Raw genomic sequence first — 24,921 nt, 5'->3', positions numbered from 1 at the left:
ATGGCACCGCCGAAAGTCGAAAAGCTCATAACCGCCGTCGATATCGGGTCGTGGAAAGTCTCCGCGCTGATCGCGGGCAGAACCGATACGGGCGAACTGGCGATCTTGGGTACGGGCCAACGCGAAAGCCGCGGCGTGCGTCGCGGCTACATCGCCGACATGGAACGCACCGAAATGGCGGTCCGCGAAACGGTCGAACAGGCCGAGCGTGTCGCAGGCCTCAATATCGAAGACGTGTGGGTTTCTTTCTCGGGCGGCAGTCTGGTCAGCGATGTGGTTACGGTCGAGCGCGGCCTTGGCGGCTATCGCGTCGAGCAGTCCGACATCGACGACCTCCTGACCACCGGCCGCCAAAGCATCGACCCCGACGGCCGCATCGTGCTGCACGCGCAGCCGACCTGCTTCACGCTGAACGGCACCGAAGGCGTCAAGCGCCCGCTCGGGATGCACGCCGACAAACTCGGCGTCGACATCCATGTCGTGCTGGCCGATGGCGCGCCGCTGGCCAATATGGAAATGTGCGTGCGGGGCGCGTATCTGGATGTGAACGCGATCGTCGCGTCGCCCATCGCCACTGGGCTTGCCTGCCTGTCGGAAGAAGAGCGTGACTTGGGCGTGGCGCTGGTGGAGTTGGGTGCAGGCGTCACCAACGTCTCGCTCTATGTCGGCGGGATGCTCGTCGGCTTGCACTCCATTCCCATTGGTGCCGCAGACATCACCGACGATATCGCGTCGGCTTTCGGTATCCGCCGCAGTCAGGCGGAGCGGATGAAATGCTTCTACGGCTCAGCCATGCAGTCGCGCCGCGACTTCCGTGAAATGATCGAGATCGCACCGATTTCCGGTGACGTTGCGGCGGGAGACGGCGGCAAGATCACACGCGCCGCGCTGGTCGGTGTCATCTGCGAACGCCTCAATCAGTTGATGGCAGAGGTAAATGCCTCTCTCAAAGGCATGGGTTTCAATTCTCCGGTCGGGCGTCAGGTCGTGCTGACCGGCGGCGGCGCAGAGATGAAGGGTATTGCCGACTATGCGCAAAGCGCCTTGGGCCGTGCGGTGCGTATCGGTCGCCCGCGCGGTCTCGCTGCACTTCCCGAAGCGCACAGCGGTCCCGCTTTTGCCACGCTTGCCGGATTGGCGCTTTACGGCGCGTCCAATCCGGTCGACTTGCGGAGCATGACGGCTGCGCCCCAAACCGTGCATCGCATGGGTGCAACGGGGTGGTGGCAACGCATGATGGGTGCACTGAAAGCCAATTACTAAAGATGAATAATCGCTTGTGACTCACCAATAGTAAAAAAGGTGATGAATTGCCTTTTCAACTGGTGCATGAAGAAAATATTGCGTTTTGCTTTGTCGGGCGAGACTGAGGGAGCCTTAAGAATATGAGCATTGAAATCGGCCCGCCGCAGGTGGATGAGCTGAAGCCACGCATCGCCGTCATTGGCGTGGGCGGGGCAGGCGGCAATGCCATTGCGAACATGATCGCTGCGTCGGTCGAAGGCGTGGATTTCATCGTCGCCAATACCGATGCGCAAGCACTCAATGCTTCGCCAGCCGAGCGCCGCATTCAGCTTGGTCCCCGGATCACCGAAGGTCTCGGTGCAGGATCGCGCCCTGAAATCGGTCGCGCGGCTGCCGAAGAAACCATCGCTGCGGTCGAAGAAGCGCTGAACGGCGCGCATATGTGCTTCATCGCGGCAGGCATGGGCGGCGGCACCGGCACCGGCGCAGCACCCGTGATTGCGAAGGCTGCGCGGGATCGCGGTATCCTGACCGTCGGTGTCGTGACGAAGCCCTTCACTTTCGAAGGCGCGCGCCGTGCACGCTCTGCCGAAGCAGGCATCGAAGAGCTGCAGAAGCATGTCGACACGCTGATCGTCATTCCCAATCAGAACCTCTTCCTCGTCGCCAATCCGAACACGACCTTCAAGGAAGCGTTCCAGATGGCCGACGAAGTGCTGCAACAGGGTGTGCGTGGCATTACCGATCTGATGGTCATGCCTGGCCTCATCAACCTCGACTTTGCTGACGTTCGCTCCGTCATGGGCGAAATGGGCAAGGCGATGATGGGCACCGGCGAAGCCGAAGGCGATGGCCGCGCGCTGCAGGCCGCTGAAAAGGCAATTGCCAACCCGCTGCTCGATGGCGTCAGCATGAAGGGCGCAAAAGGCGTCATCGTGTCGATCGTCGGTGGCGAAGACATGCGCCTGATGGAAGTCGACGAAGCTGCCAACCACATTCGCGAACTGGTCGATCCCGATGCGAACATCATCTGGGGCTCTGCGTTCAACGACAGCTTGAATGGCCGTATCCGCGTTTCCGTCGTGGCGACCGGTATAGATCATGAAGCATCGAACGCCGCTGCGCCCGCGTCGCAGCCTTTCAGCTTTGCCAATCGCCCTGCGGTATCGACCCCGGCTGCCGCCGCTCCGCTAGCGCCCCCCGCGCCGGTAGAAGTTACGGCTGTCGAGGAACCGCAGGAAGAACCGCTCGAGCTTTCAAACGTCGAAGTGCCTGTCGAACCCGCTCCGCTTGCCGCGCCTTTCGCGGCGCCTAAGGCGCCGGTGGTTATTTCCGATTTGACCGAGGAGGAAGAACTGATCCTCAGCGCCGAAACGGCAGCACCGGAACCTGAGCCGGTTCGTGCGGCTCCCCGGGTAGCCACCGGTGGCGGTACGTTGTTTGAGCGTATGTCGGGTCTTTCGCGCGGTACGGACAAGGCTGCCGATGCCGATGGGGAAGGCAAACCGGGAGGCATCGACATCCCCCGTTTCCTCAACCGTCAGAACAACCAGTAAGCCGATAGCCTGCCCGCACGGATGATCCGTGCAGGCAGGCGTTCCGTCGCAAAGCCTGGTGCAATACATTTCCTGTTCACTGACCATCAGGCTAGGACCAGTGTCGTGACCCTGCGTTCTTCCCTTCGCTTGTTGCTTGGTTCAACGGTAGCCCTGTCGGCTATGGTGGCCTCGCCCTTGCTCGCCCAAAGCAGCCCCGGCTTTTCGCAACTCGATGTTCGTCCACCCGATGCCGCTGCCAATCTGAACAGCCATTTGGCACGTTTGGGTGAGAACCCGCGCGATGTCAGCGCTCTGATCGGGGCGGGAGAGGCTGCGCTCGATCTGGACGATCCGCGCGCGGCAACTGGATTTTTCGCCCGTGCCGATGAGATTTCGAGCGGCAATGGTCGCGTAAAGGCCGGTCTCGGCCGTGCCATGCTCCAATTACAGAATCCGACCGAAGCCCTGCGGCTATTCGATCAGGCCGAGCGGCTAAGATATCCGAACAACAGCTTTCTCTCAGACCGCGGTCTTGCAAAGGATCTGAGCGGCGATCAGGCAGGCGCACAGCGCGACTATCAGGCAGCATTGCAAGTCAAGCCCAACGACCCGGAATTGATCCGCCGCTATGCAGTGTCGCTGGGCATCTCCGGTCAGGTCGATGCGTCGGAGAAGATGATCGAGCCGCTCCTGTATAAGAATGACCGTGCGGCATGGCGTAATCGGGCCTTTGTCCTGGCGATGAACGGGCGTGAGCAGCAGGCGCGCGATATCACGCAAAAGGTCATGCCCAAGCCGCTGGCCGACGCGATCCAGCCCTATATGGAGCGCATGGCCGCACTGACCCCCGCACAACGCGCAGCCGCAGTGCATTTTGGTAGTTTCCCGACCAATAGCGGTGTGCGGATGGCGGCCAATACGGCTGCGGCTCCCCGCATCGTCACGCCCTCGCCTGCGCCGACCATGCCCTCCACTGCAGCGACATCGTCCGCTTCGCGGGCTAGGCAGAGGGTAGTGGTAAACGCCCCGGCAAAGTCCAATACCGAGCCGCAGATCCGCCAACCCGTTAAGACCTCGGCCTTGCCGTCGCCGACTCCGGCCGCGCCTGCAGATGCGCCCGCGCCGAAACCGAGCACAGTGCAGCCCACACCAACCCCTATGCCAACACCCACGCCGACCCCGGCGCGACCTATGGTCCAGGGACCTGTGGACCCGGCTCCTGTGGACCCGGCACCCGTCCGGCAACCTGCGTTTGGCTCGTCGTCTGTCCCTGCAACACAAACGTCGGCCAATGCGCCTGTTCAGCCGTCAGTTAACGCCGCCACCGCACCGTCCCCTAGCCCCGTAGCCACGCGCACGTTGGCGGACATTATGCGCGAACTTGATGTTCCGGAGAGCGAAAGCAAGAGTCAGGTCGCTGCTGTCGACCTTGCGGAAATAGCTGCGATGCAGGCGCGCAAGCGTGAAGCCGCGCGGGCTGCGGTGGACAAAGTGAAGCGAGATGCCGCTGCCAAGGCGAAGGCGGAAGCCGACGCGAAGGCTAAGGTGCTGGCGGCAGAAAAAGCCAAACTTGCAAAGAACCCCTCGCGCAACTGGGTTCAGATCGGCACAGGACAGAGCGTGTCCGCACTGGGCTTTACGCTGAAGGGCTTGCGCAAAAAGCATGGTAGCCTGTCCAGCAAGGATGCTTTCACGGCAAGCTGGGGCCGCACCAATCGGCTGGTGGTCGGCCCGTTCCCATCCTTTGAAAAGGCCAAGGATTTCGAAGCCAGTTTGAAAAAAGGCGGCGCGGATGCATTCGCCTGGAAAAGCGATGCGGGCGAAGAATTGAACCGCGTCTCGGGCAAATAAGTCGACACGTAAAAACGCTTTACTGGATGACGACTTCCCGATTTGTCCTCAACCGGACATGTTCGCGCCAGGCGATATAAAGGCCGCTGGAGACGATCAGCGCAGCGCCTATCCAGGTGCTGACAACCGGCCAGTCGTTCCAGACCAGCCAACCGAACACCGTCGCCCACAAGATCGAACTGTAGTCCATTGGCAGCACGACCGACACAGGCGCCCAGCGTAACGCGCCCGTCATGAACAATTGCGCGATGCCGCCGGTTATGCCCATCAGCGCGAGCAGCCCCCAGGTCAGCGGATCGTGCGATTGTCCAACAAACAGCATCGTGATGCCCAGCGGCGGCATGGACAGCACGGTGAACCAGAAAACGGTGACCGCCGCGCCTTCGGTGCGTCCCAAAGTGCGTAAAAGAAGGCTGATGCTGGCCGTCAGGATCGCGGCGACAAGCGCCACTGCCACGCCCAGCAGGGGAAAATGACTGGCGTCGGGACGCACCATCACCAACACGCCCAGAAAGCCGATGAGCACTGCAGCCCAACGGTGAATGCCCGTGGCCTCTTTCAGCAATATAGCGGAGAGGATCGTTGCGAAAATCGGCATGGAAAAGCCGATGGTCGTCGCTTCCGTTAGTGGCAGAAGGATGAACGACCCAAAATTGAATATCATGCCCAGCAAGCCGAGTGCCGTGCGGCTGAGATGCAGACCGATCCGGCCGGTCCGCACCGACTTTGCGCCTTGGGTCATGCAGATCCACGCAAATACGATCGGAAGCGCGAAAGCCTGACGATAGAAGAGCGCTTCCCCCAAATGCACGCCGCGCGCGTTGACCAATTTTACCAGAGCGAACATCATAGCCAGGGTGAGCATGGCCGCCAGCCTGAGCCCAATAGCGAAAAACACCCGTTCCTCGCGAATCGTGGGCGTCGCCACTGTGGGTGGTGTACGCGTGGTAGGGGCAGGGGTCGGCACGAAACCGCTTTAGCGGCTTTGCTGCACCGCGCAATCAGATGTGTCGGCGGCCATCCCGCACTTGGGGGGATGGCCGCCGAGGTGTCTTACTTGGCAGGTTTTACGAATTTCAGAGTCATCCGGTCGCTTTCGCCGATGGCCACATATTTGGCCTTGTCGGTATCGCCGTTGGCCAGCACCGGAGGAAGGGTCCACACGCCCTTGGCCCAATCGGTGCTATCCTTGGGGTTTGCGTTCACTTCCGACGATCCGACATATTTGAAACCGGCTGCTTCGGCGAGGCGGCGTACGGTCGAGACCTTCAGATATCCCGATGACTTCTCCATTGCCGTGTCGCGTGCTTCGGGAAGTCGGTGATCGACGATGCCGAGCGTGCCGCCCGGTTTGAGCATGGCGTAGAACGCCTTGAACGTGGCAGCCTCAGTGCCGCCCATCACCATATTGTGCACATTGCGGAAGGTGAGGAGCGTATCGACGGTTCCGGCGGGAATGCCGGTTTCGGGCCAGGGAACGAGCTTCGCTTTGCCATAGACACCGGTCGCTGCGCTCATTTTCGCTTTCAGACCGTCGAAGCCTTTGCCCGGTGACTGCACGGCGTAGAATGTGCCCTTGTCCTTCAGCAGTGGTGCCAGGATTTCAGTGTACCAGCCACCGCCGGGGGAATATTCGACCACGGTCTGCGTGGGGGTCACGCCAAAGAAGGAGAGCGTTTCGACGGGGTGACGATATGTGTCGCGCGTCACGTTTGCCGGAGTCCGGCTGGGCGCGGCAACGGCGGCCATGATGGCCTGATGCGCGGCATGGTCCATTTTGCCGCCAGCCATCTTGTCGTCAGCCATATTGCCGTGGTCCATTTTTGAATGGTCCATCGTGTGTTGTGCCATGGCCAATGGTACGGCCAGAGCGGCTAAACCTAGAACGACTGTGCCAGTCAGTATCGGGGGGATTCGCATGGGGGGCTCCTCTTGTAAGGTCCCTGACCATGACGATGCGCGCGCCTATAGGCAAGGCATAGGAACGGCAAAGTGCTTTAAGGCGAGGTGCCTATCGCCCGGCGCGGTGATTGAGGTCGTGGCCCAGCGCCAATATCGCGACGCCGATGACCGTATACACGCTTTCCTCGAACCCATGGTCCAGCGTCATTGCGCCAGCCATGACCCCCAATCCCAGCGCGCCGATCGCGGCGGGCATCATGTAGCCGTGCTGGATCGCGCCATAGCCGAGGGCGACAGCGCCGAGCACGATAGCGATGGTAAGCCCGGTTTCGTGGAACAGCGGGTTGGACAGAAAGCCGCCAGCCGTGGCCAGCAGGCCAAGAATGACGGCCGTTGCCACGCAATGCGCCGCACACAGGCCGGACAAGGCCACCGCCATGCGGTCGAACGTGCCTTTGGCCAGTGCAGAACGGAAAGTCAGTAACATGATGCGTGTCACATAGGCGTTTCACGGAGAAGATACAACATTACATTGCGGCGCAACGCATCTTTTGCTGTCTCGTCGAAGCGACTAGTGACAGACGTCAAAATATCGAATAATCTCGATATATGGATACTGATTCTGCCTTGCTCGTTTTTGGTGCCCTGGCCCAATCCACGCGGCTCGATGTATTTCGCTTGTTGATCCGTCATGCACCCGATGGTCTGCCCGCAGGCGAGGTGGCGCGGCTATCCTCCGTGCCGCAAAATACGATGTCCACTCATCTGGCGATTCTGACACGGGCCGGACTGATAAAGGCGCAACGCGAAGGGCGATCGATCCGCTATCATGCCGATCTCGACCGGGTTCAGGCACTCGCCGTATATTTGTTGAAGGACTGTTGCGGCGGAGATGCGGCGCTGTGCGATCCCATCATTGCCGAATTATCCTGCTGCTGAAGGAGCGATCCGATGACTGAGCAAGAAGGGTCGGCTAAGCCAGTCGACGTCATTATCTATCACAACCCGGATTGTGGCACGTCGCGGAACACGCTCGCGCTGATCCGTAACGCGGGCATAGAGCCGCACATTATCGATTATCGTACCAACCCACCGTCGCGGACTATGCTTGTCAGCTTGATGAACCGCGCGCTCCTGTCGCCGCGAGAATTGTTGCGGGAAAAGGGGACGTCCTTCGCTGACCGGGGTCTTGGCGATCCCGCGTTGCCGGACGATGCGCTGATCGATGCCATGATGGCCGATCCCCTGCTGATCAATCGTCCATTGGTCGTGACACCGCTGGGCGTCCGGTTGTGCCGCCCTTCCGAAACGGTGCTGGACATATTGCCGCTGCCCCAACGGGAAGCGTTTACGAAGGAAGATGGCGAACAGGTCGTCGATGCCCATGGACAGAGGGCCAACGGACAGAAGGCCAGCGTGCAGGGGATTGCGCGATGACCCTGTTCGAACGGTATCTGACATTGTGGGTTGCGCTTTGTATCGTTGTGGGGATTGCCGCCGGTGCCGCTTTTCCGGCGCTGTTCGCTCTGATTGCCGCCGCCGAAGCGGCGCGCGTCAACTTGATCGTGGCTGCTTTGGTGTGGCTGATGATCATTCCAATGTTGCTCAAGGTCGATTTTGCCGGATTGGCGAGCATCAGACGACATTGGAAAGGCGTGGGAGTCACCCTGTTCATCAATTGGGCCGTAAAACCTTTTTCGATGGCGCTGCTGGCCAGCATATTCATCGGCTGGCTGTTTGCGCCGTTGCTTCCGGCGGGGCAGGGGCCATCCTATATTGCCGGGCTGATCCTGCTGGCGGCAGCGCCTTGCACCGCGATGGTGTTCGTCTGGTCAAATCTGTGTGATGGCGATCCCGGCTATACGCTGGGGCAGGTGGCGCTGAATGACCTTATCATGGTGGTTGCCTTCGCGCCGATCGTCGGGCTGCTGCTGGGCGTCGCGTCGATCACGGTGCCCTGGGATACATTGCTGCTTTCGGTGCTGATCTATATCGTCGTCCCGGTCGCCATGGCGCAATGGCTTCGGCGGTCGGCCCTTCGGCGCGGGACGCTGGACGGATTGCTGAAACAGCTTGGGCCTGCATCGCTGGGGGCGTTGCTGGCGACGTTGGTGCTGCTGTTCGGTTTTCAGGGACCGCAAATCATCGCGCGCCCCTTGGTCATAGCGTTGCTCGCCGTTCCGATCCTCATTCAAGTCTATTTCAACGCAGGCCTGGCCTATTGGCTCAGCCGTCGTTTCGGTGTGGCATGGTGCGTAGCGGCGCCGTCAGCGTTGATAGGGGCATCCAATTTTTTCGAATTGGCGGTCGCGACGGCGATAGCTTTGTTCGGTCTTCGCTCTGGCGCTGCATTGGCGACGGTCGTCGGTGTACTTGTCGAAGTGCCGGTAATGCTGTCCGTCGTAGCGATCGTTAAGCGGTCGCGAGGTTGGTACGAACGCGGGGCTGCATATCCCGCTTGAAACCCGCGCGGCGCAGGCGCAATAGCGCCGATATGTCCGCGTCGCATAGTCAATCGGCGTTTTCGCGCCGCTCATCGCCCCGTCCGCGCAGTATTGCCTTATGGCTGTTTTGCGTCGCCATTCTCGTGTTCGCGATGGTCGTTGTCGGCGGCATAACCCGACTGACCGAATCGGGGCTTTCGATCACCGAATGGAAGCCGATTAGCGGCGCGCTGCCGCCGCTGTCCCATGCCGACTGGATGGATGCGTTCGACAAGTACAAGCAGATCCCCGAATATCGGGAAATCAACAAGGGTATGAGCCTTTCCGATTTCCAGTTCATCTTCTTCTGGGAATGGGCGCATCGGTTGCTGGGCCGCGTAATCGGGCTGGCCTTTGCTTTGCCGCTGGCGTGGTTCGCGTGGAAGCGGGCCATCCCGGCGGGCTATGGCATCCGCCTGTTCGCGCTGCTGATGCTGGGCGGGTTACAGGGTGCGATCGGCTGGTGGATGGTGTCGTCCGGCCTGTCGGTGCGGACCGATGTGAGCCATTATCGACTGGCGGTGCACCTTATTACCGCGCTGTTCGTGCTGGCGGGGTTGGTGTGGACGGCGCTCGATCTGTTGGCGCAGGCAGCGGATACGCGGGCGCGGACGGCGCAACTGACCGGCTTCGCGATGGTCGCTGCGCTGGTGGTGTTCGTACAACTGCTGTTCGGCGCATTCGTGGCGGGCATGGATGCAGGCTATGTCGCAAACACCTGGCCGCTGATGAATGACCGTTTCTATCCGGCTGGCGTGCAATGGCTGGGATCGTTCTGGGCAACGCTCAGCGACGACCCGTTTCTGGTGCACTTCATTCACCGCTGGTGGGCATTTGTGGCGGCGGCTGTCCTGATCCTGCTGGCACGGCGCGCCAAGCGGGCCGGGTCGCGCGGCGCCTCCATCGCGCTCAATGCTTCGGTGGGGACGCAGGTGCTGCTGGGTATTGCAACGGTCATGAGCGGGATCGCCCTGCCGCTGGCCGTTCTGCATCAGGCGGTCGGCGCAATTGTGGTCGCCAGCACCGCCTGGGCAGCCCATGCGACGGGTGCCCGGCGACGCTGAAAAGGGCATGGTATTCTGATACCCGTCAGGAAACCCCCGCTTTCCCTTGACTTCTGGATGGTTGGCCGTCATTAGCGCGCATCCCCTGACGCCTGTTGCGTCGTCGGGACTTATTCAACAGGAGATTCGGCCCATGAAGGCGCTGATGAAGACGACCAAGTCGGCCAACGCCGCCACGGTCGACAAGAAGTGGGTGCTGATCGACGCGGAAGGCCTGGTTGTGGGCCGTGCGGCTTCGATTATCGCCAATATTCTGCGCGGCAAGCACAAGCCGAGCTATACCCCGCACGTCGATTGCGGCGACAATGTCATCATCATCAACGCGGGCAAAGTGCGCTTTACCGGCAAGAAGATGACCGACAAGGTCTATTACAAGCACACCGGTTACGCCGGTGGCATCAAGGAAACCACGCCTGCCAAGATCCTGGACGGTCGTTTCCCTGAGCGCGTGCTGGAAAAGGCAATCGAGCGCATGATTCCGCGCGGCCCGCTGGGTCGTCAGCAGATGCGCAACCTGCGCGTTTTCGCCGGTAGCGAACATCCGCATGAAGCGCAGAACCCCGAAGTGATCGACCTTGGGTCGCGCAACCGCAAGAACAAGGTGGGTGCATAATGTCCGATAACCGCCAGTCCCTGTCCGATCTCGCCGATCTGACCTCCGCCGCGCCTGTCGCTGCGACGGTTTCCGCCGACGCTTCCGCTCCGGTCGAAAACGCTGCGCTGGTTCAGCCCGCTGCGCCGACGATGCCGCTGCGCGAGCAGGAAATCGACGGTCTGGGTCGCGCTTATGCCACCGGTCGTCGTAAGGATGCCGTGGCCCGCGTGTGGATCAAGCCCGGTTCGGGCAAGGTCACGATCAACGGTCGCGATCAGGAAATCTATTTCGCTCGTCCGACCCTGCGTCTGGTTCTGAACCAGCCCTTCACCGTCACCGATCGCGTCGGTTCTTACGACGTTATCGCTACCGTCAAGGGTGGCGGCCTTTCCGGTCAGGCCGGTGCAGTCAAGCATGGCATCAGCCAGGCGCTGACCAAGTACGAGCCTGCCCTGCGCGGCGCGGTCAAGGCCGAAGGCTTCCTGACCCGCGATAGCCGTACGGTTGAACGTAAGAAGTACGGCAAGGCGAAAGCCCGCAAGAGCTTCCAGTTCTCGAAGCGCTGATTTCGGGAATATACCAAACTCAAGAAGGGCGGTCCTTACGGGATCGCCCTTTTTCATTTGAGGAATCGATATGGGCGAACGGTTCGAACGTCACAAGCAACCCTGGACTTCCGAAGAACTGGCCAAGCTGCGCACGCTGGCAGCGAAGGGCATGGCGATGAAAGCCATCGCCAAGGCGCTGACCCGCAGCGAGGAATCGGTGAAGGATCGCGCGAAGACAGACGGGATCAAGATCGCCAAGCTGCGGTGACGCCACCTGCGGCACTATTGCTTCAGGCGCAGGTCGCGCAGTTGTTGCGCGCATCGGCTTTTCTGGCAGGTGACCCGGCAGCGGTGCGGGGTGAGAAGCCCATGCCGCGACGGGTCATGGGCAATGGGTTGCGCGAACTCGATATCTTCCTGGTCGACATCGTCGCGCTGGCCGCGGGAGCGCGACGCACCCGGCGTGTCTATTGCGCGGCGGAAGCATGGCGGCGGGCAGCGCCAGCCATGGGACTGACGGAAGCCAGCCGGACGGCGCTTGTGCAGTTACGCGCCGCGCAGAATCGGCTGGCGTTCGAGCCTGTCCGCGCCGCTATCGGCCCGCCTTATCCCTTGGCACTGGCCTGCGCCACCTACAGCGCGTTGGCGCTGGAGGTCTTTCGCAAAGCCGACGCAGCATCCGCCTGAAAGCGTCAGGGCGTCAGCGTGCGGATCGACGTAATCTTCGTGTAGGTTACGGCGGTTTCGGCGCGCTGGCCGCGATAGATCCGGAACTGGGGGTAGTTCTGGCGGCCTCCGCCATAGCCGAACGGGCCGCGGTAATCGACGATTTGCTTGTTGCTTTGCCAGATTTTGACGTAGCCCGCCGTAGGATGCTCGTAGAAATCGACAGCGAAATTGTACCGCTGTCCTTCGGTCAGATCGCCTTGATACAGGATATAGGGTTTCTTGCCGACGACGGCAGTGCCCTTGCGGATCGGAACGTTGCGCACGATTCGGAAGACATTGCGTTTCAGACCGGACGACCATTCGAGGAAAAAGCCAAGCGGCCCGGCTTGCTCGATATCGCCGGGTAAGGTGGTCGCATGAATTTCGTGGAAATTGAGCCACTGGCCGACCTTCACGGCGCGCGCATTCTTTCCGGGGACGAAGGAGAACTGCTCATTGACGCGCTGCTTTATCGGAAACAGGTCGGTGTACCCATCCAGTCCGACACGGTTGACCGAGGTCGGATCGTTGCGGGCGCGTTCCCCGCTGCGGCATTCCAGCCTGACCCAACCCGGTTCGCCGAAATAGGGTTCGAACTGCACATTCCACCCTTTGAGCGGTAGCGGCCCGATCGAGATGAACTTCTGTAAGCCGGGCGCGGTGTAGCGCCGGTCAGGCAAGAGGCGCTTGACTGTGTCGCCTTTGTCGGACGAATCTATATCCTGCTGGTAAGTGCGCAACGCCCGGCGCCATTGGCGCGCAAAAGGCGGTGCGCCGACGCTCTGGCTTCCGCCATTTTCCGTGTGAACCGGCGCGATAATAGCTGGAGCCTGCGGCCCTGTATCGTACATGGATATTCGTCCCCCCGGACACATTATAGAGCGTAAGATGGTTAATATCGACAGCCGCCCTCTGTCACGAGCGCAGGGGGAACGGAACCTCTTTCTCGCAATTGCGAGACAGGCCGGTCGAATTGAGGGGTCGTTACATCAAAAAGCTATGGGGCAGCGTCTGGTCACAGGCGCCTGTCCCGAAAATTGGCCTTTTATTTCCGTGCCTTACGAGCGGCGTACTTTGCGTCGCGAATGGCCTTCTTCTCTTCCGGCGTAAGCTGCACCTTTTCCTTCACCTTCGGCTGAGCGGCAAGCTCGGCTTCGCGGCGGGCAGCTTTTGCAGCGGCGGCGGCTTCCTGCGCGGCTTTCTTTTCAGCCAGCTTGGCGGCGCGTTTTTCCGCTTCGGCAGCGGCTTTGGCTTCGGCGGCGGCTTTGCGCTCTGCGACCACTGCGGGATCGAGCGGCGGTTTGGCCTTCAACTTGTCGAGCGCCTTCTGCTTCGCCTGCGCGGCGAGCGCGAGGCGATCTTGAAAAGCGGGGTCTCGATACGTCGCCATGAGTCTGAAAGCCTGTCCGTTTTGAATGGGGGAGGGGAGCGCCTGCCCCCATTTCCCTTATCATGCAAGGCAAAAGAGGCTATTTTGTTCCGTCGAGGCTCGTAATTGTGCCACTGGCAGCAGGCATTTTCGCCATTGAGGCAGCAACTTTCTCTGCCGCTTCCATGACCCGCAGGATGTTGCCGCCCGCCAGTTTCGCGACGTCCGCGTCCGACCAGCCGCGCTTCATGAGTTCAGCCATCAGCTTGGGATAGGTCTCCACGCCGTCCATCCCCTGCGGCAAGGCAGGCAGCCCGTCATAGTCTCCGCCCAGACCGACATGGTCGACGCCAGCGACTTTGGCGATGTGGTCGATATGGTCCGCAACCTGTCCCATGGTGACGATGGGTTCAGGATTCGCCTTCTCCCATTCCGCCAGCGCAGCCTTCGCCTTTTCCGGGTCGCCGATATAAAGGCCGCCAAAGGGCGGCAGATTATAGCGTGCCTGCTCTGCGCCTCGCGCCGCGCCCCACACGCGACGCGCTTCAGAGACGTAGTTCGGCGCAAAGTTCACCATGACGATGCCGCCATTGGCCGCGACCTGTTTCAGCACGGCGTCGGACACGTTGCGGGGATGATTGCAAATCGCGCGGGCGCTCGAATGCGAGAAGATGATCGGGGCCTTGCTGACCCGCAGCGCGTCCAGCATCGTGTCCTCGCTCACATGGCTCAGGTCCACCAACATGCCCAGGCGGTTGAGTTCGGTCACCACCGCTTCGCCGAATTTGGTGAGGCCGCCATGCTGCGGGTCGTCCGTGGCACTGTCGGCCCACGGAATCGTGCGCGAGTGGGTGAGGGTGAGGTAGCCCGCGCCCAGCGCCTTGTACTGGCGCAGCACGGCAAAGCTGCCGTCGATCTGCCCGCCGCCTTCGACGCCTATCATCGATGCGATCTTGCCAGCCTTGAAAGCAGCGCGTGCCTGTGCAGCGGTGGTCGCCAACTGGAAGGTGTCTGGATAGCGCGCCGCGAACTGATGGACGAGGTCGATCTGTTCCAGCGTGGCCTTCACCTGTTCGAGGCCCGGAAGATTGGCGGACACATAGACCGACCAGAACTGCCCGCCGACCTTTCCCTGCCGCAGCCTTTCGATGTCGGTGTCGTAATCCTTCACCGGCAAACGATCGAGCGCAACGGCCCAGCGGTCGTCCTTTGCGTGATCGAGCAACGCTTCGGGCCAGTCGTTATGCCCGTCGATCAGCGGCGTCTGCGCCAGCACCTTAGCCACGCGCGCCGCATAGGGGTCAGCGGGCGGCGTCGCAGCGATGGCGGGGAGGGGAAGCAGGGCGAGCGCAAGGAGGAGGGTGCGGTTCATGCTGTGGCAGCGTAACGTAAGGCTTAGGCCTGTCAATCACGCCATATGAACGTGCCGAACGTCCATGCTGTGGTCCGTGGGAGAAATGTGGATGGCGTTGTAACTGGGGCGGGTATCGCGCAGCCGTTCGGACAGGGTACCCGCGCCGATCAGGCGAATGGACTGGCCATCGATCTGCTCGGTTCGGTCGAAGGGATCGTGGACATGGCCGGACAGCACGGCAGTCGCGCCTTGCGCCGACAGCGCACGCAGGGCGGCCCGTCCGCCGCGCGTCGAGGCGGTGCCGCTGGTGCCTCCTTCGATCAGCGGGTGATGGCATGCGATCAGGCGGTGATGCGTATCTGCTTCGCCCAATAACTCCAGCGTGTCGTCGAGCCGGTCGCCGGTGACGATCCCCTTCGACCAGTTGAACCGCCACTGCGCCCGCGCCGTGGTGCGCAACGGGACGATGGTGACGTGGGGCAGGGCCAGCGGACGCTCGATCAGGCGCTCCAGCGCATCGTAGCGCCGATAGGGGCGGAAGAACCGCGCAAAGACATCGAAATAGGGCAAGTCGTGGTTACCGACTTCGACCGATACGGGGGCTGGCAATGCTTCCAGCCAGCGGTGCGCGGCGGCAAATTCGGCACTGCGCGCGCGCATCGTAAGGTCGCCGGTGATGACGATGGCGTCCGGCTTTGCGTCGGTCGCTTCCGCCACGAACCAGTCGAGCGCATCCCGATCCTCTCGTCCGAAATGAAGATCGCTGGCGTGGAACAGCAGCGTCATGTCAGGATGCGGGCGCGTCGGTCAGCGTCTTGATGAAGCGTAGGCTGCTCTTTTCCAGCGTGAAGGTGCAGGGGTGGGTGCCGTCGCGCTTCTCGCCATCGATGAGTAGGCCGATGGCGCTATCGCATTCGACCGTCACCGATGTGCCGGTTTCCAGAACATCGGCCGGTCCCTTGCGGAAGTCGCCGGAGAGCCATGCGATGCCGTGCTGGACAAGTTCGGCAGGATTCTTGGCACGGATACCGATGGCTTCGAGCGTGTCGCCTTGCGGCTGGATGTAGATCGCCTGATATTCCTCAGTTTCGCCGGCCAGCCGCACCATGTCGCCATTGAACGTTTGGGCGATGGCACCGGGTACAGTCGCTGCGAGGCTCAACAGGTCGAGCGCGCGCATGTCCTCGCGCACATCGACCCATGCGGCGGTCGGTCCCGCGATGATGCCAACCAACGCCCGCTGACCGCATCCGACCACGACGGGCAGGTCGGTGTCGACCGCTTGCGGCGACAGCGCGCGGGCCACGATGGTGGGCGCGTCCACATCGCCGTGCAGTTGCTTCGATAGCAGGTTCATCGTGCCGCCGGGTAGGATCAGCACTTGCCCGCCCCAGCCTTCCAGCTTGCGGGTACTGGCGTTGATGGTGCCGTCTCCGGTGAAGATCGCGACGATCTCCACGCCAGCCGCTTCGACTTCGGCAATTGTGGGCAGATCGTCATCGGGCAAGGTGATGCAGCGGTCGAATACGCCGCCATGCGCGACTACGGTTTCGCCGATGCGGGCGCACATATCTGCATCATAGCTACCGCTGTTGCTGTTCGAAATGAGCCAGAGTTTTTTCATTACGCCCCCGAACGCGCCAGATCGCGATTCTTTCCGCGTTGCGATATGGGCGCGGTGCGATTGTTCGGCTAAAGGCGGCCCATGCTTCGTTCTTCTGGTTCATCCGGCGTGACTGCCATCGTCCTTGCGGGCAGCCGTCCCGGTCCCGATCCACTGCTGGACGGCAGCGGGGTAACGACCAAGGCGCTGCTGCCCGTCGCCAATAAGCCGATGCTTGCCCATGTGCTCGACGCGCTGGTCGGCCATCCGGCCATCGCGCGGATCGTGGTGCTGGCGCAGGATGTGGAGGGACTGATCGGCGATCCGGGTCTTGCGGCCTATCGCAACAATCCCGCCATCCGTTTTGCGCAGAGCGGCAATGGCATCAGTGCGTCGGTGATTGCCGTGCTGGACGATGTTGCGCCGCCGCCGGTGCTGTTGACGACGGCGGATAATGTGCTGCTGACCGGGGCGATGATCGATGCCTTCGTGGCGGGTGCGCAGGGCAGCGACATCGCGGTCGGGATGGTCGAGCGCGCGATATTGCTGGCGGGCTATCCCTCAAGTCGACGCACATGGCTTAAATTCCGCAGCGGCTGGTGGTCCGGCGCGAACCTGTTCTGGATCGGTAGCGACAAGGCGCGGCCCTTGCTCGACCGGTGGCAGGCGGTGGAGCAGGACCGCAAGAAGGGGATGAAGATCGTCGGCGCATTCGGGCCGCTGCTGTTGATCGGGGCACTGTTGCGGGTGCTGACGATCCATCAGGCGGTGGCGCGGCTTGGGCGGCGCTTTGGCCTGACGGCGCGCGTGGTGGTCATGCCGCAAGCGGAAGCGTGCATCGATGTCGACAAACCCGATGACCTGATACAGGCCGAGGCGATACTGAAGGCGCGCGGTTAAGCCGACACCTGCGGTTCTCGCATGGCGCGGCGGCTGGCCCATCCCATCAATAAAAAGCCGATGAGTGCCGCCGCGATGCTGGAGTAAGCCGCGCCGATGGTGCCATAGCGCGGGAGCAATATCGTGAGCATTCCCAGCAGCACCAGCGTATTGATGAAGACGATGCGCAACGACAGCCCGGCGCGGCCCGTTGCCATCAACAGCGGGCTGAAACTGACGCCGACAAGATCGATCGATGCGGCGATGCCGAGCAGCAGCAGGAGGGGATAGGCGCCTGCGAAAGCTTCCCCCGCAACGAGGACCAGCAGCGGTTTTCCCGCGACGAGGATCAGGATAATGATCGCGGCGCCGGTGATGAGCGCGAGGCGGTTCATACGGCGGAAGAGCGCGCGGACCTGCTCCGCGCCTTCGCTGGCGCTGGCGCGCGCGAGTTCCGCGAAGATGGTGCGGGAGAGCATACCGGACACCTTGGTCAGCGCCTGACTAAGCTGATTGGCGAGGCGGTAGAAGCCTGCGCCGGTGGGGCCGACGAACACGCCGATGATGAGCACGGCGACCTGCTTGCCGACCGAGGACAGCGTCGTAGAGAGGTTGGTGGCGGTGAGGAAGCCGATGAGTCCGGGGTTCTCTGCGCGGGCGGCAAGGGGGTTGCCGGAGCGCCACGAGCCTATCCGCCCCCGCGCGGCGCGGAGGGCGAGCGTCCAATAAGTCGATGCGCAAACCAGTTCTGCGCAGGCCCAGACGATGAGGAATGCGGTGATCGACGAGGTAAACGCCATGACCACCAGCGCACCGACCATCCGACCGATGGGGATCATGGTTTCGGCAACCGTTCCGGTATCGAAACGATCGAACAGGCGCAGCAGGCCGGTGGGGGTCGATCGGATGCCGAGCAGCATCGCGGCGCAGAAGATCAGCGCCTGCATTGCCAACTCTCGCGACCAGCCGAAATAGGGGCCGAGCAACAATGCGACTGCCGCGGCCAGCAGGCACCCCGCCAATGCCGATGCGATGTCGATCAACATGCAGAACCGCACCAGCCGGTTGAGCGCATGGGGATCGCCGCCATGCAGATGTTTCTGCCCGAACCGGACGACGATCTGCCAGGATTCGAACGTCACCATGACGCTGATCGCTTGCGCGGTGCTGAGGATCAGGGCGAAGCGCCCGAAATCGGCCACGCCCAGCGTGCGGGTGACGATGGCGAGATAGAACAGGCTGAGGATCGCGCCGACGCCTTTGCCGCCCAGCAACCATGCCGTATTGGCGATCACCCGCGAAAAGGCGGCGTCGTTTGCCTGCGCTGGCTTGGCGGCCCTGTCCTTCTTGTGCACGATGTCGAGCGGTCCCTGTTAGCAGCGCGCCGAATATCTAGGCGTCGGCGCAGCGATTGTCGATGGTGCGGGAATTGGCTAAGCGCGGGGCATGACGATCGACAAAGCCATCATCCTGAGTGCAGGGCAGGGGTCACGCCTGCTGCCGCTGACGGCGAACATGCCCAAATGCCTCATCAAGATCGACGGCAAGGCGATCCTCGATCATCAACTCGATGCGCTGAAAGCGGCGGGCGTCGATCATAATGTCGTCGTGGGCGGCTATCGGTTCGAAAAGCTGGCGGCGCATGTCGAAGCACGGAACGACGGAACGAGTGTCCGGCTGAATCCCTTCTGGCTCGCGGCCAGCAGCATCAGCAGCGTGTGGGCCGCGCGGGATCTGCTCGACGGAGATTTCGCCTTGCTCAATGGCGATACGGTATATGCCACCGACTTGCTGGCAAAGGGTTTCGCCGCGTGCAAGCCGGGGCTCAATCTGTTCGTTCAGCCCATTGCGGAAGCGGAACTGGACGACATGCTCGTCGAGGTTGAGGATGGCATGGTGCGCGATGTGGGCAAGACGCTTTCGCCTGCGCAGGCGCGCTATCGCTCGCTGGGCATCATCGTCGGGCGGGAGGACAAGGGGCTGTATCGGGCGGCACTCGACACCGTCATTTCGCGCGAAGGCGGCATATTGAATTTCCATCACGCCATCGTGGCGGAGATCGCGCGGCAGGATGGCGTGCACGCCATCGTCGTGGATCGCGACGACTGGATAGAGATCGACCGGCCCGAAGACATCGCCGCATGGCACGACAGGCGCGCATGAAACAATGAGTCAATCGGATCGGGCGGATGTTGCGTTTCTCTTTCTGGGCGAGATGCTGCTGGTGCCGCATCTGTGGCCCATTGTGGAGGCATTGGCGCAGGCGCGGCCCGATCTGACGATCGATGTGTGGATCAGTACATCGGCGCATGAGGAATTGCTGGGCGAATGGATGGCGCCGCTGGCCGCTGCGCGTGTCCGTCTGCGCCGCGCGCCCGGTTTTTTGCAACACGCGACTTTGGGCAAAGGCCAGAATCCGCCGTTGCCTGCGAAGCTGCCGATGCTGATGCGGCTCGCGCCTGCGCTCTGGAATGTGCCGGTAACGGTCTGTGCCGAACAGACGAGCCTGTGGTTGCCGCGTGTCCTGCCGATGCGGTCGCGCTTTGTCTTTACCGTGCATGGGGCGGGACCGCTCAACTATAATCGCGACGGACGTTTGCGCCATGCCAGTCGGCTGTTTGTGCCGAGCGATTATCTGACGGAAGACCATGTCGCGCATGGCATAGCGCGAGACGCCATTGCGGTGACGGGTTATGTGAAATCCGCCTTTCGGCCTTCGGTCACCGCCGTCGATATTTTCCCCGATGCGCGGTCTGTGCTGCTCTACGCGCCGCATTGGCAACGGTACCGGTCGTCCTGGTGGGAATGGGGCCACGCCATAGTGGAAATGCTGGCGGCGCAGGATCGCTACAATGTCGTCCTCGCGCCGCATCAGCGATTGTTCGAGCGGGACGAAGAGGCGCTGGCCTATCTGAATCGCTTTGCCGATTTGCCGAATGTCCATGTCGACAGCGGCAGCTTTGCAATGGTGGATGGCAGTTATACGCAGATGGCGAACCTGTATCTGGGCGACAGTTCCAGCCAGATCATCGAATATCTCGCACGTCCCCGGCCTTGCGTAACGCTCGATACGCCGGAAATGGCATGGCAGCCGGACGATTACCGGCGCTGCGGGGCCGTGGTTCGGTCTTTGGGCGACCTCTGGCCCGCAATCATGGCTGCGGAAGAACAACATCCTCTGTATCGCGATGTGCAATCGGCTTTTGCCATCGAAGCGTTGGGCGATGCTGGCAATGGCGCGCCACGTCGCAGCGCGCAGGCGATTATTGACCTGCTGTCGACGTCTTAAGCGGGCTGTTCCAGCCAGCTCGTGATCGGGCCGCCGCGTTTGCGCACGGCATAGGCCTGCATGAGCCGCACCGCATGGACGACTAGGGAAATCACTGTCCACCATGCCAGCGCGATCAGACCGAGATCGGGGCGCCCCACAACGACCGAAGCGACCAGAATCGCCATGTTCGGATTGCGGCGGGCAGTGACCAGGCGGAACTGCGAATCGAAGGGGCGCCAGACATGGATGTCCATGCCGAAATCCTTGATAAACGCGCCTTCGATCAGCCGTTGCAGGACATAGCCGACAACCACCGCGACCATGATCAGCATGAAGCTGCGCGGTTCCAGCGCCATGCCATGTGCGGCAAGACCGACGCCCCACGCATACCACCAGAAAGGCGGATGGATCAGGTCCACGCCATGATCGAAGATATTGCCCCATTTCGAGGCGGTGATGGTGCAGCGCGCCAGCTTTCCGTCCACGGTATCGAGGACCATGAACAAAAAGCCGATGGCCAGCCCGCTCCAGTAATGGCCCGCCGCGAACAGGAAGGTGGCGATGACACAGCCGGTCGCGCCGATGGCCGTGACCATATTCGGCGTCATCTTCAACTGTGCGGCGATTCGGGTGAGGAACAGCGCAAATTCCGGCCAGAGATATTTGGTCAGCGCATCGGTGACGCCTTTGTAGGCGCCGAAATAGCTTTGCCGTTCGATGGCCTTGCGCGACGACGGATCGAGCTTGCGGACAAACGGCACTTCCAGCTTGCGGAGCTGGCGATTGTAGAATTTCTCGCCCAGTGAAAGGTCGATAATGTGCAGGCCGGACGCGCTGGCGGCATCGAGCGGATCGACGCCTTCGGGTGCATGGGCGAGGATCAGGTCGTTGCCGTAGCGAAACACCGTGCCGGGTTTTTCGAGAGCAAGGCGCAGCAGCAGCGGATCGAACACATAGGCCAGATTGGCGGTGACGACATGCCCTTCGGCGGCCTGCTGCCCGGTCTTTGCGGCGCTGGCGATCATCCGGCGCAGCCTCTCGGCGTTGGACATCCCCCAGATTGGCGTGTCGTTGGAGCCAATGGTGCGAAGCGTCTGCGTCATCATGGGTCGGCTAATAGTGAAGCGACACGGGCGTGTCGCGGACTTTTTGTTACGGGTCAGGCGTGCGCTGTTCAGCGCAAATCGACCGTCGTCCATCCGCGCGCCTGCGCAATCTGTGCCATTTTCGCGTCCGCGTTCACGACATAGGCTTCGTCGGCCCAGTCCAGCGTCGGCGCGTCCGAAAAATCGTCGGTGTAGAAGCGCGTGCTGTGGGGGGCGAGGGCATTGTCGGCCAGCCATGCGCGGATCATCGCCAGCTTGTGCTGTCCGTAGCAGTTCTCGCCAATGATGCGGTGCGATATGCCGCCCTCTGTGCGATCATGGCGGGTGGCGACGACCGCATCGAAGCCGAGCGCTGCGCCGATGGTGCAGGCATAGAAATCGGGTGCGGCGGTGGCCATCACGAGCGTCCGCCCTTCCGCGCGATCCGCTGCGATCCGGGGGAGGGCGCCGGGCAGGATGTTCTGCGCGAGAGTATGGGTAGCATAGGCATCGGCCAGCTCTTGCGCGGTGGCGGCGGAAATCGTGCGGCCCAGAAACAGGCGAAAGCCGAATTGCTTGAGCGGCTTGCGCGCGACCATCCCGGCCTTGTGCGATGCCATCGCCAGCACCCACAACGGCAACGCAACAAGCCGCCACGGTGCGCGTCGGCGGGCGGCGAAAATCAGGAAAGGCGTGAAGGTGCCCCTGCGCGTGATCGTGCGGTCCATGTCGTAAATGGCGATGTGCATGGCGTTTCCTAATCGCTAAATGCCGCACTGCAACAGTTTCGATTACTGTCATCGCCTGTGGTACCTTGACTAAGCCGTCCCCATATTGTTGAGGGGTCCGCATCGGGACTCATACGGGACACGACGATCATGGCCGAATTCAGACTGCCTGCGAACAGCCGCATCAACGGCAAGGGCGCAACGACATACAAGGCTGAAGGCGCCTCCAACGTCAAAAAGTTCAAGGTCTATCGCTACGATCCCGATAGCGGTGAGAACCCCCGTTACGACACGTTCGAAATCGATCTGGATAGCTGCGGCCCGATGGTGCTGGACGCGCTGATCAAGATGAAGAGCGAGCAGGACCCGACGCTGACCTTCCGCCGCTCGTGCCGCGAAGGCATTTGCGGGTCGTGCTCGATGAACATCAACGGCAAGAACGGCCTCGCCTGCACCACCGCGATCGAGGATTGCGCGGGCGAAGTGAAGATCACGCCGCTGCCGCATATGGACGTGATCAAGGATTTGGTGCCTGACTTCACGCATTTCTACGCGCAGTACAGCTCGATCAAGCCATGGCTGCAAACCGTGACGCCGCCGCCATCGGGCAAGGAACGCCTGCAGTCCCCTGAAGATCGCGAAAAGCTGGACGGTCTGTACGAGTGCATCCTGTGCGCCTGCTGCTCGACATCCTGCCCATCCTACTGGTGGAACAGCGACAAGTTCCTCGGCCCCGCGATCTTGTTGCAGGCCTATCGCTGGCTGGCCGACAGCCGCGACGAATATACTGGCGAGCGGCTCGACGAGCTGGAAGATCCCTTCCGCCTGTATCGTTGCCACACCATCATGAACTGCGCCAATGTCTGCCCCAAGGGTCTCAGCCCGGCGAAGGCGATTGCCGAGACCAAGAAGATGATGGTCGAACGCGCGCTTTGATTGTGTGACCGAGGCTCCCGATAGCAAGGCAGACGAGTCCGTCTGGCGGTCGTTCGATTTTACGGGGACGGGAACATGGCCAGAGCTGTGGCCCGCCGTCCTTTTTCGCACCGAGCGGCCGGACTTTGCGCATTTTCGCGTCGATCCGCCCGCGATGGCAGGCAATAAGCTGGGTGGCCTGCATGGCGCATTTCTGGCCGGCCTTGCCGAAAATTGTCTGGGCATCCTGTTCTACGCCGCGACGGGGCGGCCCGATTGCGTGACCGTTTCCATGGCGATAGATTATCCCGATAGCGGCCATGTTGGCGCGCCCATCGACGGTGAAGTCGAATTGATGCGCGAAACGGGCCGGATGCAGTTTCTGCGTATCGTCCTGCGGCAAGGCGATGCCGTTCTGGTGCACGGAACGGGCGTGCTGCGGAAGGTAACGGCCCGATGACCGGCGTTCTGGCTCGCTATCATGCGCTGATCGCAGCAGGCGAATTGCGGGCCGATCCCGATCAGGAAGCCGCGGCGCACCGGCTGGATGCGCTGCAGCAGGAGCTGGAGGCTGTGCCGCCGCGCGGATCGACGCTGTGGCGAATGCTGCGCAAGCTGCCGGAGCCGCCACGCGGCGTTTATATGTGGGGCGGCGTCGGGCGCGGGAAGTCCATGCTGATGGACCTGTTCCATGATTGTGTGCAGGTGCGGCGCAAGCGGCGGGTGCATTTCCACGAATTCATGATCGACGTCCATGCGCGGCTGGCCGAAGCGCGCAAAAGCGAGACAGGCGATCCCATTCCTCCAGTTGTCGAAGCGCTGAAGGATGAGGCGCAGTTGCTGTGCTTCGACGAAATGGTGGTCAACAATATGGCCGATGCGGCGATCATGTCGCGGCTGTTCGCGGGGCTGATCGCGGCGCGCGTGACCATCGTCACCACGTCCAACCGCCCGCCCGACGATCTCTACAAGGATGGGCTGAATCGTCAGTTGTTCCTGCCGTTCATCGACCTCATCAAGGATCGCCTGGATGTGCTGGGTCTCAACGGGCCGACCGATTATCGCCGCGACCGGCTGGGCGATGCGACCTTGTGGCATGTGCCGAATGGACCGGAAGCGACTGCGGCGCTGAGCGCGGCATTCTTTCGCCTGACCGACTATCCGCCAAGCGACCGGGCGCATGTCCCGACCGAAGAACTGCCGGTGGGCGGCGGGCGGACACTGCATGTGCCCAAGAGCCTGAAAGGCTTGGCGGCCTTTTCGTTCAAGCGGCTCTGTGCCGAAGCGCGCGGGGCGAGCGATTATCTGGCGATCGCGCGGCGTTATCATGCTGTTATCATCGTCGGGATTCCGGTGCTCGGCCCGGAAAACCGCAATGAGGCGGCACGGTTCGTCACGCTGATCGATGCGCTGTACGAATATAAGGTGAAGTTGCTGGCGTCCGCCGATGCTGTGCCGATTGCCCTCTATCCCACGGGCGATGGCGCCTTCGAGTTCGAGCGCACCGTGTCCCGCCTGATGGAGATGCAGTCGGACGAATATCTCGCTTTGGGCCATGGTGAAAAATAGGCGAGGCGCTCCGCAGGGGGAGCACCTCGCCAGTTGAGCGCTGTCTCAGGGAGATTCGCCTTGGGGTGGAGGCGAGGGGGGAAACAGCTGTACGCCGCACTAATGCAATTGCGAATGAATTGCAAAGATAATTGCAACCTGATCACTTTGCGCAGTTGAAACCTTAACTTATTCGGCTTAAGCGGTCCTCCAATTCCAAGTTCGTAACCTTTGG

Annotated in this window: 28 protein-coding genes; 17 read left to right on the top strand and 11 right to left on the bottom strand. The window is 61.8% G+C overall.

Translation table 11 applies throughout. The annotated features are described in order from the left end of the window. From ftsA to QMG56_RS08745, 3 genes are all read left to right on the top strand, one after another. Nucleotides 1-1,263, top strand: a complete 1,263-nt coding sequence (gene ftsA / locus QMG56_RS08755) for a cell division protein FtsA (protein WP_230186845.1) — start codon at nt 1-3, stop codon at nt 1,261-1,263. 122 nt (nt 1,264-1,385) lie between these two features. Beyond that, nucleotides 1,386-2,801 carry a cell division protein FtsZ gene (gene ftsZ / locus QMG56_RS08750; protein WP_230186846.1) on the top strand — a complete coding sequence of 472 codons (1,416 nt, stop codon included), beginning with the start codon at nt 1,386-1,388 and terminating at the stop codon, nt 2,799-2,801. Between the two features lie 105 nt (nt 2,802-2,906). After that, complete coding sequence (locus QMG56_RS08745; protein ID WP_309298549.1) at nt 2,907-4,634, top strand: SPOR domain-containing protein; 1,728 nt, start codon at nt 2,907-2,909, stop codon at nt 4,632-4,634. A 19-nt stretch (nt 4,635-4,653) separates the two neighbouring features. Here the strand turns inward: QMG56_RS08745 and QMG56_RS08740 are convergent, their stop codons facing one another. The 3 genes from QMG56_RS08740 to QMG56_RS08730 all read right to left on the bottom strand — a co-directional run bounded on the left by QMG56_RS08740 (nt 4,654) and on the right by QMG56_RS08730 (nt 7,023). After that, nucleotides 4,654-5,562 carry a DMT family transporter gene (locus QMG56_RS08740; RefSeq protein ID WP_281822165.1) on the bottom strand — a complete coding sequence of 303 codons (909 nt, stop codon included), beginning with the start codon at nt 5,560-5,562 and terminating at the stop codon, nt 4,654-4,656. Nucleotides 5,563-5,687: 125 nt separating this feature from the next. Beyond that, entirely contained in the window at nt 5,688-6,440 is a 753-nt protein-coding gene (locus QMG56_RS08735) for a class I SAM-dependent methyltransferase (RefSeq protein ID WP_281822256.1), read from the bottom strand. Between the two features lie 205 nt (nt 6,441-6,645). Then, nucleotides 6,646-7,023 carry a MerC domain-containing protein gene (locus QMG56_RS08730; protein ID WP_281822163.1) on the bottom strand — a complete coding sequence of 126 codons (378 nt, stop codon included), beginning with the start codon at nt 7,021-7,023 and terminating at the stop codon, nt 6,646-6,648. Between the two features lie 122 nt (nt 7,024-7,145). Here QMG56_RS08730 and QMG56_RS08725 point away from each other — a divergent pair, with 122 nt between their 5' ends. The 8 genes from QMG56_RS08725 (at nt 7,146) to QMG56_RS08690 (ending at nt 11,913) form a co-directional block, all read left to right on the top strand. Next, a complete protein-coding gene (locus QMG56_RS08725) occupies nt 7,146-7,475 on the top strand; it encodes a helix-turn-helix transcriptional regulator (RefSeq protein WP_281822161.1) in 330 nt (109 codons plus the stop codon). A 12-nt stretch (nt 7,476-7,487) separates the two neighbouring features. Further along, nucleotides 7,488-7,973, top strand: a complete 486-nt coding sequence (gene arsC, locus QMG56_RS08720; protein WP_281822159.1) for an arsenate reductase (glutaredoxin) — start codon at nt 7,488-7,490, stop codon at nt 7,971-7,973. Further along, nucleotides 7,970-8,998: an ACR3 family arsenite efflux transporter gene (gene arsB / locus QMG56_RS08715; protein ID WP_281822158.1), complete on the top strand. Its 1,029-nt coding sequence runs from the start codon at nt 7,970-7,972 to the stop codon at nt 8,996-8,998. The genes arsC and arsB overlap by 4 nt, the downstream gene beginning before the upstream one ends. Nucleotides 8,999-9,030: 32 nt before the next feature. After that, nucleotides 9,031-10,083 carry a COX15/CtaA family protein gene (locus tag QMG56_RS08710; protein ID WP_281822157.1) on the top strand — a complete coding sequence of 351 codons (1,053 nt, stop codon included), beginning with the start codon at nt 9,031-9,033 and terminating at the stop codon, nt 10,081-10,083. A 133-nt stretch (nt 10,084-10,216) separates the two neighbouring features. Next, nucleotides 10,217-10,696: a 50S ribosomal protein L13 gene (gene rplM, locus QMG56_RS08705; protein ID WP_230186853.1), complete on the top strand. Its 480-nt coding sequence runs from the start codon at nt 10,217-10,219 to the stop codon at nt 10,694-10,696. Beyond that, nucleotides 10,696-11,244: a 30S ribosomal protein S9 gene (rpsI, locus tag QMG56_RS08700; protein ID WP_281822156.1), complete on the top strand. Its 549-nt coding sequence runs from the start codon at nt 10,696-10,698 to the stop codon at nt 11,242-11,244. Before rplM ends, rpsI begins: the two co-directional genes overlap by 1 nt. A gap of 70 nt (nt 11,245-11,314) precedes the next feature. Next, on the top strand, nt 11,315-11,494 hold the full coding sequence (locus tag QMG56_RS08695) for a hypothetical protein (protein ID WP_230186855.1): 180 nt from the start codon (nt 11,315-11,317) through the stop codon (nt 11,492-11,494). After that, nucleotides 11,491-11,913 carry a hypothetical protein gene (locus QMG56_RS08690; RefSeq protein WP_281822155.1) on the top strand — a complete coding sequence of 141 codons (423 nt, stop codon included), beginning with the start codon at nt 11,491-11,493 and terminating at the stop codon, nt 11,911-11,913. Before QMG56_RS08695 ends, QMG56_RS08690 begins: the two co-directional genes overlap by 4 nt. 5 nt (nt 11,914-11,918) lie before the next feature. Here the strand turns inward: QMG56_RS08690 and QMG56_RS08685 are convergent, their stop codons facing one another. The 5 genes from QMG56_RS08685 to QMG56_RS08665 form a co-directional block, all read right to left on the bottom strand. Further along, nucleotides 11,919-12,785 carry a hypothetical protein gene (locus tag QMG56_RS08685; protein ID WP_281822154.1) on the bottom strand — a complete coding sequence of 289 codons (867 nt, stop codon included), beginning with the start codon at nt 12,783-12,785 and terminating at the stop codon, nt 11,919-11,921. A 194-nt stretch (nt 12,786-12,979) separates the two neighbouring features. Beyond that, nucleotides 12,980-13,324, bottom strand: coding sequence for a DUF6481 family protein (locus tag QMG56_RS08680; RefSeq protein ID WP_230186858.1), 345 nt, complete (start codon nt 13,322-13,324; stop codon nt 12,980-12,982). 79 nt (nt 13,325-13,403) lie between these two features. Continuing rightward, complete coding sequence (locus QMG56_RS08675) at nt 13,404-14,675, bottom strand: dipeptidase (protein WP_281822153.1); 1,272 nt, start codon at nt 14,673-14,675, stop codon at nt 13,404-13,406. 36 nt (nt 14,676-14,711) lie between these two features. Next, complete coding sequence (locus tag QMG56_RS08670; protein WP_281822152.1) at nt 14,712-15,443, bottom strand: metallophosphoesterase; 732 nt, start codon at nt 15,441-15,443, stop codon at nt 14,712-14,714. Nucleotide 15,444: 1 nt separating this feature from the next. Then, on the bottom strand, nt 15,445-16,281 hold the full coding sequence (locus tag QMG56_RS08665) for a diacylglycerol kinase family protein (RefSeq protein WP_281822151.1): 837 nt from the start codon (nt 16,279-16,281) through the stop codon (nt 15,445-15,447). Nucleotides 16,282-16,362: 81 nt separating this feature from the next. On the opposite strand from QMG56_RS08665, the gene QMG56_RS08660 reads away from it, so the two are divergent. Then, on the top strand, nt 16,363-17,160 hold the full coding sequence (locus QMG56_RS08660) for a nucleotidyltransferase family protein (protein ID WP_281822150.1): 798 nt from the start codon (nt 16,363-16,365) through the stop codon (nt 17,158-17,160). Here QMG56_RS08660 and QMG56_RS08655 read toward each other — a convergent pair. Further along, the gene (locus QMG56_RS08655; RefSeq protein WP_281822149.1) at nt 17,157-18,494 is read right to left on the bottom strand and encodes a lipopolysaccharide biosynthesis protein; all 1,338 of its coding nucleotides are present in this window, start codon (nt 18,492-18,494) and stop codon (nt 17,157-17,159) included. The two genes, QMG56_RS08660 and QMG56_RS08655, sit on opposite strands and share 4 nt — an antisense overlap. Nucleotides 18,495-18,585: 91 nt before the next feature. On the opposite strand from QMG56_RS08655, the gene QMG56_RS08650 reads away from it, so the two are divergent. Together QMG56_RS08650 and QMG56_RS08645 are read left to right on the top strand one after the other, a co-directional pair. After that, nucleotides 18,586-19,302, top strand: a complete 717-nt coding sequence (locus QMG56_RS08650; protein WP_281822148.1) for an NTP transferase domain-containing protein — start codon at nt 18,586-18,588, stop codon at nt 19,300-19,302. A gap of 4 nt (nt 19,303-19,306) precedes the next feature. Further along, nucleotides 19,307-20,428, top strand: coding sequence for a hypothetical protein (locus tag QMG56_RS08645; RefSeq protein ID WP_281822147.1), 1,122 nt, complete (start codon nt 19,307-19,309; stop codon nt 20,426-20,428). Here the strand turns inward: QMG56_RS08645 and QMG56_RS08640 are convergent. Both QMG56_RS08640 and QMG56_RS08635 read right to left on the bottom strand, forming a co-directional pair. After that, nucleotides 20,425-21,513: a CDP-alcohol phosphatidyltransferase family protein gene (locus QMG56_RS08640; protein ID WP_281822254.1), complete on the bottom strand. Its 1,089-nt coding sequence runs from the start codon at nt 21,511-21,513 to the stop codon at nt 20,425-20,427. The two genes, QMG56_RS08645 and QMG56_RS08640, sit on opposite strands and share 4 nt — an antisense overlap. A 71-nt stretch (nt 21,514-21,584) precedes the next feature. Then, nucleotides 21,585-22,244, bottom strand: coding sequence for an HAD family phosphatase (locus QMG56_RS08635; RefSeq protein ID WP_281822146.1), 660 nt, complete (start codon nt 22,242-22,244; stop codon nt 21,585-21,587). Nucleotides 22,245-22,373: 129 nt separating this feature from the next. On the opposite strand from QMG56_RS08635, the gene QMG56_RS08630 reads away from it, so the two are divergent. Genes QMG56_RS08630 through zapE form a run of 3 tightly spaced genes read left to right on the top strand, consistent with a single transcriptional unit; the run spans nt 22,374 to nt 24,707 of the window. Then, nucleotides 22,374-23,159: a succinate dehydrogenase iron-sulfur subunit gene (locus QMG56_RS08630; RefSeq protein ID WP_230186867.1), complete on the top strand. Its 786-nt coding sequence runs from the start codon at nt 22,374-22,376 to the stop codon at nt 23,157-23,159. A gap of 4 nt (nt 23,160-23,163) precedes the next feature. Continuing rightward, nucleotides 23,164-23,598: a PaaI family thioesterase gene (locus tag QMG56_RS08625; RefSeq protein WP_281822145.1), complete on the top strand. Its 435-nt coding sequence runs from the start codon at nt 23,164-23,166 to the stop codon at nt 23,596-23,598. Next, the gene (gene zapE / locus QMG56_RS08620; protein ID WP_281822144.1) at nt 23,595-24,707 is read left to right on the top strand and encodes a cell division protein ZapE; all 1,113 of its coding nucleotides are present in this window, start codon (nt 23,595-23,597) and stop codon (nt 24,705-24,707) included. Before QMG56_RS08625 ends, zapE begins: the two co-directional genes overlap by 4 nt. The last annotated feature ends 214 nt before the right edge of the window (nt 24,708-24,921 follow it).

This window comes from Sphingobium sp. BS19 (genome assembly GCF_027925545.1).
Classification (GTDB): Bacteria; Pseudomonadota; Alphaproteobacteria; order Sphingomonadales; family Sphingomonadaceae; genus Sphingobium.
The sequence above is the reverse complement of the archived record's forward strand: the minus strand, read 5'-3'. Positions and strand labels throughout refer to the sequence as shown.

What these genes read in the sequence shown, in the direction of transcription:
- ftsA (WP_230186845.1), top strand. Translation starts at nt 1, where the DNA reads ATGGCACCGCCGAAAGTCGAAAAGCTCATAACCGCCGTCGATATCGGG.
- QMG56_RS08725 (WP_281822161.1), top strand. Translation starts at nt 7,146, where the DNA reads ATGGATACTGATTCTGCCTTGCTCGTTTTTGGTGCCCTGGCCCAATCC.
- QMG56_RS08650 (WP_281822148.1), top strand. Translation starts at nt 18,586, where the DNA reads ATGACGATCGACAAAGCCATCATCCTGAGTGCAGGGCAGGGGTCACGC.
- rpsI (WP_281822156.1), top strand. Translation starts at nt 10,696, where the DNA reads ATGTCCGATAACCGCCAGTCCCTGTCCGATCTCGCCGATCTGACCTCC.
- QMG56_RS08670 (WP_281822152.1), bottom strand. Translation starts at nt 15,443, where the DNA reads ATGACGCTGCTGTTCCACGCCAGCGATCTTCATTTCGGACGAGAGGAT.
- QMG56_RS08665 (WP_281822151.1), bottom strand. Translation starts at nt 16,281, where the DNA reads ATGAAAAAACTCTGGCTCATTTCGAACAGCAACAGCGGTAGCTATGAT.
- QMG56_RS08630 (WP_230186867.1), top strand. Translation starts at nt 22,374, where the DNA reads ATGGCCGAATTCAGACTGCCTGCGAACAGCCGCATCAACGGCAAGGGC.
- QMG56_RS08685 (WP_281822154.1), bottom strand. Translation starts at nt 12,785, where the DNA reads ATGTACGATACAGGGCCGCAGGCTCCAGCTATTATCGCGCCGGTTCAC.
- QMG56_RS08730 (WP_281822163.1), bottom strand. Translation starts at nt 7,023, where the DNA reads ATGTTACTGACTTTCCGTTCTGCACTGGCCAAAGGCACGTTCGACCGC.
- QMG56_RS08680 (WP_230186858.1), bottom strand. Translation starts at nt 13,324, where the DNA reads ATGGCGACGTATCGAGACCCCGCTTTTCAAGATCGCCTCGCGCTCGCC.
- arsC (WP_281822159.1), top strand. Translation starts at nt 7,488, where the DNA reads ATGACTGAGCAAGAAGGGTCGGCTAAGCCAGTCGACGTCATTATCTAT.
- QMG56_RS08675 (WP_281822153.1), bottom strand. Translation starts at nt 14,675, where the DNA reads ATGAACCGCACCCTCCTCCTTGCGCTCGCCCTGCTTCCCCTCCCCGCC.
- QMG56_RS08640 (WP_281822254.1), bottom strand. Translation starts at nt 21,513, where the DNA reads ATGACGCAGACGCTTCGCACCATTGGCTCCAACGACACGCCAATCTGG.
- rplM (WP_230186853.1), top strand. Translation starts at nt 10,217, where the DNA reads ATGAAGGCGCTGATGAAGACGACCAAGTCGGCCAACGCCGCCACGGTC.
- QMG56_RS08710 (WP_281822157.1), top strand. Translation starts at nt 9,031, where the DNA reads ATGTCCGCGTCGCATAGTCAATCGGCGTTTTCGCGCCGCTCATCGCCC.
- QMG56_RS08660 (WP_281822150.1), top strand. Translation starts at nt 16,363, where the DNA reads ATGCTTCGTTCTTCTGGTTCATCCGGCGTGACTGCCATCGTCCTTGCG.
- QMG56_RS08635 (WP_281822146.1), bottom strand. Translation starts at nt 22,244, where the DNA reads ATGCACATCGCCATTTACGACATGGACCGCACGATCACGCGCAGGGGC.
- QMG56_RS08695 (WP_230186855.1), top strand. Translation starts at nt 11,315, where the DNA reads ATGGGCGAACGGTTCGAACGTCACAAGCAACCCTGGACTTCCGAAGAA.
- QMG56_RS08645 (WP_281822147.1), top strand. Translation starts at nt 19,307, where the DNA reads ATGAGTCAATCGGATCGGGCGGATGTTGCGTTTCTCTTTCTGGGCGAG.
- QMG56_RS08735 (WP_281822256.1), bottom strand. Translation starts at nt 6,440, where the DNA reads ATGGCTGACGACAAGATGGCTGGCGGCAAAATGGACCATGCCGCGCAT.
- ftsZ (WP_230186846.1), top strand. Translation starts at nt 1,386, where the DNA reads ATGAGCATTGAAATCGGCCCGCCGCAGGTGGATGAGCTGAAGCCACGC.
- arsB (WP_281822158.1), top strand. Translation starts at nt 7,970, where the DNA reads ATGACCCTGTTCGAACGGTATCTGACATTGTGGGTTGCGCTTTGTATC.
- zapE (WP_281822144.1), top strand. Translation starts at nt 23,595, where the DNA reads ATGACCGGCGTTCTGGCTCGCTATCATGCGCTGATCGCAGCAGGCGAA.